The organism is Pseudomonas sp. G11 (genome assembly GCF_029457515.1).
Taxonomy (GTDB): domain Bacteria; phylum Pseudomonadota; class Gammaproteobacteria; order Pseudomonadales; family Pseudomonadaceae; genus Aquipseudomonas; species Aquipseudomonas gorinensis.
Genome location: NZ_CP120377.1, coordinates 3,415,020 through 3,428,445, shown reverse-complemented (window position 1 = coordinate 3,428,445; position 13,426 = coordinate 3,415,020). Strand labels below are relative to the sequence as shown.

Genomic DNA, 13,426 nt, shown 5'->3' with positions numbered 1-13,426 from the left:
TGATGCCAGTCAGTTAAACGAACATCGCCTTCTGTAGGAGCGAGGGGGACGCCTAGTTCTTGCTCGCGAAAAACGCACAGGCGCCGCGTTGATTCAGGAAACACGCGTTATGGGGGTGTCAGAAATTTTGTGTTCGGGCATAACATGAGTAAGAGGTGCATGTATGCCAACCAAAAAGAAACCTGCGTTGCGAGAGCTGCCGAAAATCCCGAAAGAGCTGCTCGAGCAATTCACCGATGGACCGATGACCGCTGAAGCCATCGAGGACGCGTCTGCGGCGTTCAAGAAGGCTTTGATCGAGCGAGCCCTGAGTGCTGAGCTCGGGCATCACTTGGGCTATCCGCCGGGCGCGCAGCGCCCAGAGGATGAAACCAATCAGCGCAACGGCAAAAGCGGCAAGACGGTTCTAACCGGCGACGGCCCGCTCCGACTGGATATTCCTCGCGACCGGGACGGCAGTTTTTCGCCCATTTTGATCCCCAAGCACGAACGCCGCTACACCGGTTTCGACGACAAGATCATCGCCATGTATGCCCGTGGAATGACGGTCAGAGAGATCCGAGCGTTTCTTTCCGAGCAGTACGGTACTGACGTTTCTCCCGACTTCATCAGCTCTGTAACCGACGAGGTCATGGCAGAGATCGGTGCATGGCAACAGCGGCCTTTGGAGCCGATGTATCCGGTTATTTTCTTCGATGCTCTACGGGTCAAAATTCGCGAAGAGGGGCTGGTTCGCAACAAGGCGATTTACTTGGCCCTGGGCGTTTTGCCTGACGGAACACGCGATATTCTCGGCATCTGGATAGAAAATACCGAGGGCGCCAAGTTCTGGATGAAAGTTTTCAACGACCTCAAGACACGCGGCGTCGAAGACGTGTTGATTGCTGTGACCGATGGACTGAAAGGCATGCCAGAGGCTCTCAACGCCGTATTTCCAGACACGACACTGCAAACATGCATTGTTCATCTGATCCGCAACAGTCTTGATTACGCGGCCTGGGACAAGCGTCGCGAACTGGCCAAGGCGCTCAAACCGATCTATCAGGCGGTGACCGCCGAAGCGGCCGAGCAGGCACTGGATGCGTTTGAAAGCGGGCCATGGGGCAAGCAGTATCCGACGGTAGTGGCTGCCTGGCGCCGCGCTTGGGATCGTGTGATCCCATTTTTCGTGTTCCCGCCGGCGATTCGAAAAGTGATCTACACGACCAACGCCATTGAGAGCATCAACGCTCAGTTGCGCAAGATCATCAAGACCCGAGGTCACTTCCCGACCGACGATGCGGCGACAAAACTGATCTGGCTTGGACTGCGCAATATCACCGCAAACTGGGGCTCCGCGGCACATGACTGGAAAAGTGCGATGAATCAATTTGCGATTCTGTACGGAGATCGATTTATCAGGCCAACCTGGTAAAGCATGGCCTGCCTGACGGCAGGCCATTACCGGCCCGCACACAAAATATCTGACAGTCCCCGCGTTATCGTTGACGTTTTTCGCGAGCAAGCTCGCTCCTACAAAGGCATTACGGCTTGCCCGCCAAAACACCTCGCCATCGCAGCCACTCCGAATGCGCGCCCCACCGTGCCCCCCTTAGCAAGCCGCCTCCCCCCTAACGGGCTACCACCTCCCCCGAACACGGCACATTAACGTGCATGGGCGCGTCTTCATTCAACGGAAAAGGAACTCCCATGCCTGCCCCAAACACCCCACCTGCCGCACAGCCGATCCGACAAGCGGTTGAAGCCCAGTTCCGCACCTGCCCGACATTGCGCTCAGTCACCGCGCAACTGCTCGCCACCAACCTCAAGGAAAAATACCCGCCGCTGACCTACCCACTCGCAGACCTTCGATTAGCCGTGCCCCGTGAAGGTGGCGGTCGCACCCTGCTCCCCTTGCTGGAGGTCACGCTGGGCTACCTGGCTGATGGCAGCTTTCCCGATGTATCGACACGCCTGGGCCTGGACAGCTACTTGAGCGGAGTCACCGGCAACCGCCTGACCTATCCCATCAATGGGCGCAGTCGCGACTATGACCTGGAGGTCATCGAAGGGGTCATCAACGAACTGCCCACGCTTCTGTTCATCGATTTTCAACAGGCATTGGCAACCTATTGGAGCCAGGACAGTGACGCCGGCGTTAGTCGCTGGAAATGGCTGGCCGATGTGCTGCAAGGCTCGCTGCTCGAATCCGCCACGCGCCAGGCCGGTGACGCAGCCCAACCACTGAACATCCTCAGCACCTTGAGCCGCTATCCCGACAGAGTCACCCGCGCCGCACGCCCCTGGCCCGAGAACGCGGTGCGCGCCTATACCCTGGAGACGGAGTTGGAACGGGCAGGCGCCCGACTCACGCTGCAAGCCAGCGAGATCCTGATCGTCAGCCGAACGCAGGTGTTGCTGTGCAGCCTCGACGGCAAGATCGACTCATACTCCGACCTGGATGCCTTCGGCCAAGCCTGGGGCGAGCGCATGCAACAACGTTTCCTGGCCGACAAGATCACCTGGCGGCAGTATGAACCCGACGGCAATATCTTCGAGATACAAGCCGCGCTGGTACTGAACCAGCAACTGGATGACCTGGCCACGATTGAACTTCCCGCCAGGTCGACGGTGACCGCCCTCGAGCAGTTGTTCGCCACCACCGTAAACCCCGGCCGATTATTCACCGCCGCCGCCACGCCCCTGGCAACCCTGTCGTCCCTCCAGACCGCCCTGCCCGACTGGCTGCAACGCGCCAGCGCCGCCGACCGCCTGGCCTATCGCCAATGCCTGATCGAACAAGCCGGGATCCGGCGCCTGACCTTGGGCGACGCCGACTTCGACGGCCTGGAAACACTGCGCAGCTACGCGACCCAGCACTTGAACCACCAACTGTGCCTGGACCGCGCCGAGGCCCTGGGCGGCGTGCGTACCTGCAGCCAGGAGACATTGTCTGCCGGGTACGCCGCCGATGACGTGGAGCTGACCTTTCATGTCCCGGTGGGCAGCCTGGAGGGCGGTTACATCGAGCCGGTCTCCATGACCCTGGTGGACCTGGCCCTGAAGAACCTCTCGGGAAGACCCAAAGGGCGCATGACCCTAAGCCACCGCTGGGGCCGGGAAGTGGAAGCCTGGCTGACCGCCGACTACATCCTCCAACTGATCCAGCGTGTCGACATCGGTAAGAATTACCCCAACTACCTGCGCCAGGCGCTGATGAGCGACACCGAGGCGGCGCAAAAACGCCAGCGGCTGTTCCAGCAGCAACGGCCCGTCCACCTGAAAATCCGGGCGCTGGAGCACAAAATCAAAGGCGAAGCGGGCCTGACGTCCCGAGGCGTCCAATATGTGAACGCGGTGCTCGATCCCGACCCCATGGCGCGTCGCATCGACGGCAACGCCATCGTCATTCGCCCGCTGGCGTTTCTGCGCAAGCCGGGGGCGACGGCGGATGTCGTGCAAAACATGTTCATCATCGAGCCTCTCGACACCCAGTTGGGGCCGCACGTGCTTTATCGTCCAGCCTATCCCGACTCACTGCGCGAATTCGCCCGCCGCGAGCAATTGCTCGCAGCCATCGTGCAGCCCGGCCCCCTGCAGGACAGCGTCCTGGCCTGGTTACCGGACGCTGCCAGGGCGATCTACAGCCATGGCGGTTTTACGCAACCCCACATCGTGCGTGTCGGCATGGGTTCGGAGTTCGACAGCCTGCCCAGGGTACCCACGCCCGCAGAACTGGCGGGGGCCGGCGACGAAAGCGGTGGCGAACTGCTTCAGTCACTCAACCACGGCAACCTCATGGAGTACCTGTTTGGCAGTGAAACCCGACAGCTGTTGGACCAGGCCGAGCGCGAGTCGACGTCCAACCGCGAAAGCCGCTGGGCGCTGATCCTGGAAGGTATGCAACTGGGGTTCAATACATTGTTGATGGCCGTGCGCGGGCCTTTGGCGGCAGTCGGTTGGCTCCTGCAACTGGCGCAAGGCCTCACCCAAGACCTGCCGGCGCTGGAAAGTGACAACCCCACCGCGAGGGAGCTGGCGTGGGTCGACCTGTTGCTCAACATCAGCCTGCTGATGGTCCATCATGGCACCCCGGCTCCCGTTGCCGACACCCCACCGTTCGATGCACAAGCCCTGACCCTCGAGCCCTTCAGGCACCCGCTGCCCGGCCCGGCAACAACGCGAACAGCAGTGGTTGCGCGTGGCATTGTCGGCCTGCCCGCGGAACCACCGGGGGGTGGCCGTACGCTGATGGATTTTGACCATTCCCTGGCCAGCGACAGCGCCTCGGCCAGGCTGTTGGACAAACTGCGATCCGTCAACATCGCCTGGCCCACGCCCGCACCAGAGCCGCTCAAGATCGGCCCCCACGCGGGGTTGTACAGCATTGACGGCCGATGGCATGCCTCCGTCGGCGGCTTGTTGTTCAGGGTCAGTATTGTTCCGGGCTTTGGCGAGGTGTTCATCATTCACCCTGAGCATCCAGACCACCCCGGTATCAAGCTCAAGACCGACGGGAGGGGCCGCTGGACCCTGGACCCTGGGCTGAAGCTGTTGGGCGGCGGCAGAAAGGACGAACTGCAAGCGCAAAACCGGCGCAAGAAAGAGCAGGTGCTCGCGCGCGTACAGGCACTCAGCCAAGAAATCCCGCAACTGCTGGAGCCATTCGATGCATCGCTTAAACCCACACAAAACGCATTGGATGCCCTGAAGCATCAACGCAAGATCGTCCAACTGACGGCAGAGCTGCTGAAAAAGGCGACTGATGCACAAAGGCCGGGGCTGGAAGCACGCCACCTGCAGGAAACCCTCAGGCACCAGACGCTGCGTAGCGAATTCGAGATTCTGCTGCAAAACCTGGAAGTCTTGTTTGCCCAGTCGCTCCCCCCGCGCCTGGAAATGGTCACGCTGGGCCAGGAACTGGAAAAAGTCGGTGGGGCGGGTGCGCACGTGCGCGACCGCGAGAAAATCCTCAACACCATCTGGGATCAACAGCTGTTCATTCACACCTTGCTATTGGGCCGGCTCAACGCCATGCGCTTCTCCCGCGCGGGGGAGCCGATGGCAGAGATGGCGCGCAGGATGTTTATCGACAATTTGCTGGGCGACCGCACCGTCTACAACGAATACATCAGCAACGCCATTGAGTCGGCCAACGTCCGCCAGCACATGGGCGAGGTCTCGGCAGCCATGGAGAACACCCTTCAACGGCTGGAACAGGACTCGCGGGCCGGGCGCGTGGTACGTCAAAAACTGCTGGATGAGATCGCCTTCCCACAGCATTTTTTTTCCGACAACCTGAAACTCAATGCGCTGAACTATCTCGCCGCTGCCAGCGTGGAAATGACCGATACCGTGCCGCCGCCCGAAGAAGACCTCTACATCAGGCGCCTTGAGCACATCGACCTGTTCGAGGTGCTGCTGTCTCACGTTGAAGTGCGCAGCAGCGCCGAATACCCGCTGGCCGAACAACGGGATGTCTACGAGACGGTCCTCAAGCAGTACAACCGCTATGAAGAGGCCATCCGCGCGCTCAAGGTCATCAACCCGCGTCGACTGCGCCCGGAGTCCGAGCGCCTGCTCAAAGGTCTCGAATATGCCAAGGCGCTTGCACAAAACGAGCTGGAAGCCGTGGTGCGCAAGCAGGAAGCGCTGGACGTGGAGCTGCCCCTGTCGAAAAACCTGCGCCCCAAACTGCCGACAAAACGTGTCTTCAAAACCCGTAGGAAGCAATACCTCATCGGCGAACTCAAGCCTGCCGGTGCACAAGGCGCCGAGGAACGTTTCACCATCACCGATACGCTGACCGGTGAAACCGTCAGCGCCTTCAGCCGACACGAAGACGGCTGGGCAGCCACCGAAGACGAACCTGCCGCCCCGGTGCCAACCGAACCACAGAGCCGCTCACTCGCTACCCTCAAAAGCCTTGGCCAGGCGCTGATCGAACAGCGCAAAGGCATTGATCACACGATTGCGACCGACCAGCAAAAACTCGACTCGCCCCTCACCCGTCAGCAGGTCAATCCGGGCGACTGGGATGAACTGCTCACCGGCCATGCGAGAAAACTCACGGCACTGGCCGAGGAAATACAGCGCGATCACCTCGACAAGCTATCGGCCCAGGACCTGGTCGACGAATACCTCGCGCAGGCCCGGGATATGAACCGGCAGGCTCAACGCGTGTGCAGTGAAGCCTACAAGCGCCAATGGCCGACACCGGAGAGCCTCAACTACCTGTGGGAGCATCAAGAAATCGACATCAACCTGACGAGCCTGGCCGACCCGCAACGTCCGACCCTCAGCGGCGACTTCTTCACCGAATACGCGGTTTACGACAAGGCGAAAAAACCGCCGGCGGTGTTGTGGTACGCGCACTTCCACTACGCCACGGCCGACGCCCCGCCCGCCCGTTACACCCGGGCGCATTTGAAGCTGCCCGAACAGCGCAAATTCACCCAGAAGGATTTGCTCAAGGAACACGTCCAAACCTACTTGCGCAACCTCCGGGACCCCGGCAGCGAACCGGTCACCAACATTGTCTATGTACTGATCACGCCTCCCGTCGACCAGATTTTCCTGGCGATCGCGCCGCTACCGCGAGCGAACCCGTGATACCGGCCTGAAGGTCCACCTTGGGGTGAGGGCCAGACGCCCTCACCCCTCAGTGGGCAAACAGCGAATTGCCCTTCTGCCCCGCCAGTTTCTCGGGCTTGATCAGGAAGCGGGCCAGCGCCGGCAGCAGCCACAGCGCGCCAAACATGTTCCACAGCAGCATGAAGGTCAGCATCAGGCCCATGTCGGCCTGGAACTTGATCGCCGAGAAGATCCAGGTGCACACGCCGATCGCCAGGCACAGGCCAGTAAACAGCACGGCCTTGCCGGTGGACTTGAGCGTCTGGTAGTAGGCCTCTTGCAGTGGCAGGCCGGCGCGCAGGAAGCTTTCCAGGCGACTGTAGATGTAGATGCCGTAGTCCACGCCAATCCCCACGCCCAGGGCCACCACCGGCAAGGTCGCGACCTTGACGCCGATCCCCATGAACGCCATCAGCGCGTTGCCCAGTACCGAGGTCAGCACCAACGGCAGCACGATGCACAGGGTCGCCGCCCAGGAACGGAAGGTGATCATGCACATGGTGGCCACGCACAGGTACACCAGGATCAGGATGGTCAACTCCGACGCCTTGATCACTTCGTTGGTGGCCGCTTCGATCCCGGCGTTACCGGCGGCGAGGATGAATTCCAGGCCGTCCTTGTTGTTCTCCTTGGCGAACGCCTGCACCGCATGCACCGCGCGGTCGAGGGTTTCGGCCTTGTGGTCGTTGAGGAACACCAGCACCGGCGCCAGCGAGCAATTGTTGTTGTACAGGCCATCGGCGCGGGCGATGGAGTTGTTCAGGACATCCGGGTTACGCGACAGGGTTTCCCATTTCAGGTTGCCCTCGTTCATGCCCTTGATCATCTGCTTGGACACGGTCACCAGCGAGATCGCCGACTGCACGCCCTCGGTGTTCTGCATCTTCCACATCAACTGGTCTATCGGCGCCATGGCTTCATAGCGCGAGCAACCTTCGGCCTTGGTCTTGACCATCACCACCAGCACGTCGGAACTGGTCGAGTAGTTGCTGATGATGAAGTTGTTGTCCTTGTTGTAGCGCGAGTCCGGGCGCAGCTCCGGCGCGCCTTGGTCCAAGTCGCCGATCTTCAGGTTCTGGCTGTACCAGAGGCCGCCGCCGAAGGCGACCAGCGCGAGCAGGATCGAGACCGGCGCCACTTTGGCACTGGCAAATTTCGACAGCAGGCGCCAGAACGGGTGGTCGCGGTGTGCGTCCTTCTTGCTGCGGGCGATGGCGCGCTGGCTGATGCCGGCATAGGAAATCGCCACCGGCAGCAGGATCAGGTTGGTGAACACGATCACCGCCACACCGATGGATGCGCCGATGGCCAGTTCACGGATCACCCCGATATCGATGATCAACAGCGTGATAAAGCCCACGGCATCCGCGAGGATCGCGATCATCCCCGGCAGGAACAGTTGCCGGAAGGTACGCCGCGCGGCGGTCAGCGCGTTGTCGGCCTCACTGGATTGCAGGGCGATACCGTTGATCTTCTGCACGCCGTGGGAAATACCGATGGCGAAGATCAGGAACGGCACCAGCATCGAATACGGGTCCAGCCCGAAGCCGAAGAAGTGCATCAAGCCCAGTTGCCAGACCACCGCCACCAGCGTGGTACTCAATACCGCGACCGTGCTGCGCAGGCAGTTGGTGAACCACAGCAATAGAACCAGGGTGATGACGAACGCAACGCCGAAGAACAGCACCACCATCACCAGGCCGTCGATCAGGTCGCCGACCTTCTTGGCAAAGCCGACGATATGGATCTTGACGTTGGGGTTCTGCGCTTCGAACTTGTTGCGGATCTTATCTTCCAGTTCATGGGAGAACTTGCGGTAATCCAGGGCCAGTAGCTTGCCCTGGTCCTGCGGGTCCGGGTAGGACTCCAGCAGCGGGATATCGACAATGCTCGACTTGAAATCGTTGGACACCAGGCGCCCGACCTGGCCTGACTTGAGCACGTTGTTGCGCAGTTGGTCGAGGCTTTGCGGCGAGCCGTTGTAGCTCTGCGGGATCACTTCACCACCGGCAAAACCTTCTTCGGTCACTTCGGTCCAGCGCACGCTGGGGCTCCACAGCGACTTGAGGCCCGAGCGGTCGACGCCGGAGATGTAGAACACCTCGTCGTTGATCTGGCGCAGGGTCTCCATGTACTCCTTCGTGAAGATGTCACCGTCCTTGGCCTCCACCGAGATGCGCACCGTGTTGCCCAGGTTGGCCAGGTCGTTGCGGTGTTCCATCATCTTCTCGATGAAGGGGTGCTTGAGCGGGATCATTTTTTCAAAGCTGGTGGACGGGCGAATCAACGTCGCCTGCCAGAACAGGAACACACTCACCAGCAGGCAAATGACGATAACCGCCGGGCGGTTGTTGAAGATCAGGCGCTCAAGAAAGGTCGCTTTATCGTTGTGATGACTGCTCATTCTTTCCCCGCCTTCTTATTGTTTTGTCGGTTCGGCGCCGGTGGGCGTGGCGACGCGAACACCACCCTGCCCGACCAGAATCAAGTTGCCGTTGCCTGCCGCCGTGACGGCCGACAACGAAATGCGGTCCGGGCGGTTGAATACGCTGAAGGTCTGGCCGTCGTCATGGCTGACCACCACGCTGCCGCCGTTGCCGACCACCACCAATGAGCCGTCATCGAGCAAGGTCGCCCCCGACAAGCCGAACTCCAGGGCGCCGCGCGCGGCATTCAATTCGACCTGCTCCCAGGTGCTGCCGAAATCCGTGGAGCGGTACAGGTTGCCGCGTAAACCATAGGCCAGCAGGGTCTGCGGTTGAGCGGTGCTGATCACGCCAAACAGCGAGCCCTCGTAGGGGCCTTCGAGTTTTTCCCAGGTCTGGCCATCGTCGCTGGAGCGGAACATGCTGCCCTGCTCGCCCACGATAAACAGGCCGGCGTCCTTGATAGAAGCGATGGCGTTGAGGTGAAACTGGTCTTCGTTATCGAGGCGGTCGCTGACGTCGTTCCAGGTCTTGCCGCCGTCGGTGGTTTCGATCAGCGCACCGTAGGCACCGACGGCCAGGCCGTGGCTGGCGTCTTTGAACCATACGTCGAGCAACGGCGCTTCGCGCTTGAGGTCCTGGTATTGCTGGCTCCAGGTGGCACCGCCGTCGGTGCTGGCGAGGACTTGCGCATCATGGCCGACCGCCCAGCCGTGCTGGTCATCGACGAAATACACCGCCGTCAGCAGTTGCCGGGTGGGAACTTTGGCTTGGGTCCAGGTAGTGCCCTGGTCATCGGAATAGAGGATATGCCCGCGATCACCGACCGCCACCAGGCGCTTGCCGGCATGGACCACGTCGATCATCAGGCCCTTGGCGGCCTTGGGGGATTCAATCGCAAACACCGCGGCGGCGGGGGTATCGCTGGCGGCCTGGACGGCGGTCGGCAACGCGACGGCTCCAAACAGCGAGAGCGCTGTGGCCAGCAACGCAACCCTGCGTGCGGCACGTGGGCGGCAAACAACCCAACCCATGACAGGCTCACTCATAGACCTTTCTCCCATTATTATTGTTAGGTCGTCTTGCCTTCCTGGGCTCTGAAACCTGCAATCTAGAGCGCCTGGAGGCAGCAGGGGCCATCCTATCGGGCTTTCGAATCGTCTGACAATCGGCGCTACGTTATCTTTTGTTAACTGACGGCGTTTGGCCACGTGCTGAATATAGCCACATCAGCCGGAATGATAGCGCGCGCCTAATGAATTAATTTTTCCATATCTTGAATTTTGGGAATTTTTATTCCATTAATAGTGTTCCTGAAAACAATAATCCAAAGGACCACGGCGATGCGCGAACTCGGAATCGGCTTGATTGGCACAGGCTTCATGGGGCGTGCCCATGCCCTGGCCTTCAACAACGCCCGCGCGGTATTTGAACTGCCCGTCACCCTGAAACTGGCCGCCCTGGCCGATGCCGACACTGAGCGCGCCCAGCGTTGCGCCAGCGCCTGGGGCTTTGCCCGGGCCCATGGCGATTGGCAAACGCTGGTCAACCACCCGTCGGTGGACGTGGTGGCCATCACCACCCCCAACCACCTGCACTACCCCATGGCCATGGCCGCGATTGCCGCAGGCAAGGCGGTGTACTGCGAAAAACCCCTGGCCGTCAGCCTGCAACAGGCCGATGCCATGCGCCGTGCGGCAAGCGCGGCCGGGGTGGTGACGCGGGTCGGCTACAACTATCAGCACAACCCGATGATCGGCCTGGCGCGGCAGTTGATCGCCAATGGCGACCTTGGCGAGATCATCAGTTTCCAGGGCGAGTTCAGCGAAGACTTCATGGCCGACCCGGCATCACCCTGGTCATGGCGCTGCGAAGTGGAACACGCCGGTGGCGCCCTGGCGGACCTGGGTAGCCACTTGTTGTCGATGGCGCGCTATCTGGTCGGCGATGTGCTCAGCGTGTGCGCCGATACGCAGACGGTTCATACCCGGCGCCCCGCGATCAAAGGCAGTACCGAATTGAAAGCCATCGCAGTGGATGACCAGATTCACGCCCTGCTGCGTTTCGCCAACGGCGCACGCGGCACGGTGAGCAGCAGTTGGCTCAAGCATGGCTACAAGAACCACCTGAGTTTCGAGATCAGCGGCACGAAGGGCACCCTGGCGTTCGATCAGGAGCGCTTGAATGAACTGCGCCTGTGCCGTGCCGGCCAGGACGGTTTCCAGCGCTTGCTGGCAGGCCCTGCCCTGCCGGGTTATGCGGCGTTCAGCCCGGCTGCCGGGCATCAGTTGGGCTACAACGAACTGAAGACGCTGGAGGTGCAGGAGTTGATGATGGCGCTGGCCGGCCAGGGGGCGGACGGCACTGACTTTGAGGCGGCGTGGGAAGTGGAGCGGTTGGCGACGGCGATTCGCGTGGCGGCCCAGGAAGAGCGCTGGGTAACAGTGGGCACGGTTTGAGCAGGTGGGAGGGGCGGTGCGACGATTCGACATTGCCCCCCGATGGCGGTGCATCAGTTAAAACTGTACGGGCTGACACTCCGCCATCGGGGGCAAGCCCCCTCCCACATTTAGATCACCTATATCCTGTTAGATCACCTACATCCTTTTAGATCACCTGCATCCTGTTAGATCACCTACACATTTCTAGATCACGTACACACATTTGAATCAGCGTAACGCTCGGCGCAGTACTTTACCCACCGTGGTCTTGGGCAACTCGGTGCTGCGAAACTCCACATACCTGGGCACCTTGTAGCCCGTCAGGTATTCCCGGCAATGGGCCAGGAGCTGTTCCTGGGTCAGGTTCGGGTCCTTGCGTACCACGATGATCTTGACCCTCTCGCCGGTCACGCCGTCCTCCACGCCGATCGCCGCGACTTCGCCGACGCCGGGGTGCAACGCCACCACATCCTCGATTTCATTGGGGTACACGTTGAAGCCCGAGACCAGGATCATGTCTTTCTTGCGGTCCACCAGGCGGATATAGCCGCGCTCATCCATCACGCCGATATCACCGGTCGACAACCACCCCTCGGCGTCCAGCACTTCGGCGGTTTCGTTCGGCCGTTTCCAGTAGCCCTGCATCACCTGCGGACCGCGCACTTGCAGTTCGCCTTGTTCGCCGATATCGGCCAGTTCGCCGTCTTCCCGCATGAAGCGTACCCAGGTCGACGGCAGCGGCACGCCGATGCTGCCGGTGAACTCCATCTCGCGCATGCGTGAGATGTCGATGGGGCTGATGCTCACCACCGGCGAGCATTCGGTCAGGCCATAGCCTTCGATGATCGGCAGACCGGTGACTTCCTTCCAGCGCTTGGCCACCGCCGTGTGCGTGGCCATGCCGCCCGCGATCACCATGCGCAGGTCGGAAAAGTCCCGCGCGCAGAACTCCTTATTCTCCAGCAGGCCGTTGAACAGCGTATTGACCCCGGCGATGCCATTGAAGCGCTCCTTGCGCAGGATCATCTGCACCCGCTTCACATCACGGGGGTTGGCAATGAGGATGTTGCGCCCGCCCAGGCACATGAACATCAGGCAGTTCACCGTCAGGGAAAAGATGTGGTACAGCGGCAGCAGGGTGACGTTGGTTTCCTGCTTGTCCTGGTCGAGTTGATCACCGACCCAGGCCTTGGCTTGCAGCAGGTTGGCGATGATATTGCGGTGGCTGAGCATCACGCCCTTGGCATCCCCCGTGGTGCCGCCGGTGTATTGCAGGAAGGCCAGGTCGTCGAGCGCCATGGCGACCGGGAAGTGGTTGAGCGCCCGCCCCTGTTTAAGTACCTGGTTGAAACGCACCGAGCCACGCAGGTTGAACGCCGGCACCTGCTTTTGCACGCGGCGCAGGATGAAGTTCATCGCCGCGCCCTTGAAGGTGCCGAGCAAGTCGCCGATGGCCGCCACCACCACGCGCTTGACGCTGCTGCCGGCGATGACTTTTTCCAGGGTGTGGGCGAAGTTTTCGAAGATCACCACGGTTTCGGCGCCGCTGTCCTTGAGCAAATGCTTGAGCTCATGGGCGGTGTACAACGGGTTGACGTTGACCACCACCGCGCCGGCCAGGAGGGTGCCCAGCAGGCAGATCGGGTACTGCAAGCAGTTGGGCATCATCAACGCCACGCGGTCGCCCTTCTTGACGCCCTGGCCTTGCAGCCAGGCGGCAAACGCAACGCCCTGCACGTGCCAGTCGGCGTAGGTCATTTCCGTGCCGATACTGACGTAGGCGACCCGCTCGCGGAATTTTTCCAGGTGCTCCAGGAACACCTCGCGCAACGATGGGTAGTCTTCGATACCGGCATCGATGTCCGCCGGGACGCCGGGCAGGTAAGCGTTCAACCAGACCCGTTCGGTCTGTTCCAGGCTGATAGCGTTCATGGCAGTCTCCTTGTT

The 13,426-nt window shown here is 61.0% G+C and carries 6 protein-coding genes; 3 read left to right on the top strand and 3 right to left on the bottom strand.

The genetic code is table 11. From position 1 onward, the window contains the following. Nucleotides 1-163 precede the first annotated feature (163 nt). Both P2T68_RS15760 and P2T68_RS15755 read left to right on the top strand, forming a co-directional pair. Entirely contained in the window at nucleotides 164-1,414 is a 1,251-nt protein-coding gene (locus tag P2T68_RS15760; RefSeq protein WP_102625793.1) for an IS256 family transposase, read from the top strand. Nucleotides 1,415-1,689: 275 nt separating this feature from the next. Beyond that, on the top strand, nucleotides 1,690-6,591 hold the full coding sequence (locus P2T68_RS15755) for a DUF6543 domain-containing protein (RefSeq protein ID WP_277379564.1): 4,902 nt from the start codon (nucleotides 1,690-1,692) through the stop codon (nucleotides 6,589-6,591). Nucleotides 6,592-6,640: 49 nt separating this feature from the next. On the opposite strand, the gene P2T68_RS15750 is transcribed toward P2T68_RS15755, so the two are convergent. Both P2T68_RS15750 and P2T68_RS15745 read right to left on the bottom strand, forming a co-directional pair. Continuing rightward, the gene (locus P2T68_RS15750) at nucleotides 6,641-9,016 is read right to left on the bottom strand and encodes an RND family transporter (RefSeq protein WP_024075923.1); all 2,376 of its coding nucleotides are present in this window, start codon (nucleotides 9,014-9,016) and stop codon (nucleotides 6,641-6,643) included. Nucleotides 9,017-9,031: 15 nt separating this feature from the next. Continuing rightward, the gene (locus tag P2T68_RS15745; RefSeq protein WP_069081340.1) at nucleotides 9,032-10,072 is read right to left on the bottom strand and encodes a YCF48-related protein; all 1,041 of its coding nucleotides are present in this window, start codon (nucleotides 10,070-10,072) and stop codon (nucleotides 9,032-9,034) included. A gap of 309 nt (nucleotides 10,073-10,381) precedes the next feature. Between P2T68_RS15745 and P2T68_RS15740 the strand changes: the two genes are divergently transcribed. After that, on the top strand, nucleotides 10,382-11,497 hold the full coding sequence (locus P2T68_RS15740; protein ID WP_168233607.1) for a Gfo/Idh/MocA family oxidoreductase: 1,116 nt from the start codon (nucleotides 10,382-10,384) through the stop codon (nucleotides 11,495-11,497). Nucleotides 11,498-11,707: 210 nt separating this feature from the next. Here the strand turns inward: P2T68_RS15740 and P2T68_RS15735 are convergent, their stop codons facing one another. Further along, nucleotides 11,708-13,411, bottom strand: a complete 1,704-nt coding sequence (locus P2T68_RS15735; RefSeq protein WP_024075926.1) for an AMP-binding protein — start codon at nucleotides 13,409-13,411, stop codon at nucleotides 11,708-11,710. Nucleotides 13,412-13,426: the final 15 nt, after the last annotated feature.

Bases quoted from the DNA above. Each gene is read 5' to 3' on its own strand.
- P2T68_RS15760 (WP_102625793.1), top strand. From the start codon at position 164: ATGCCAACCAAAAAGAAACCTGCGTTGCGAGAGCTGCCGAAAATCCCG.
- P2T68_RS15745 (WP_069081340.1), bottom strand. From the start codon at position 10,072: ATGGGTTGGGTTGTTTGCCGCCCACGTGCCGCACGCAGGGTTGCGTTG.
- P2T68_RS15750 (WP_024075923.1), bottom strand. From the start codon at position 9,016: ATGAGCAGTCATCACAACGATAAAGCGACCTTTCTTGAGCGCCTGATC.
- P2T68_RS15740 (WP_168233607.1), top strand. From the start codon at position 10,382: ATGCGCGAACTCGGAATCGGCTTGATTGGCACAGGCTTCATGGGGCGT.
- P2T68_RS15735 (WP_024075926.1), bottom strand. From the start codon at position 13,411: ATGAACGCTATCAGCCTGGAACAGACCGAACGGGTCTGGTTGAACGCT.
- P2T68_RS15755 (WP_277379564.1), top strand. From the start codon at position 1,690: ATGCCTGCCCCAAACACCCCACCTGCCGCACAGCCGATCCGACAAGCG.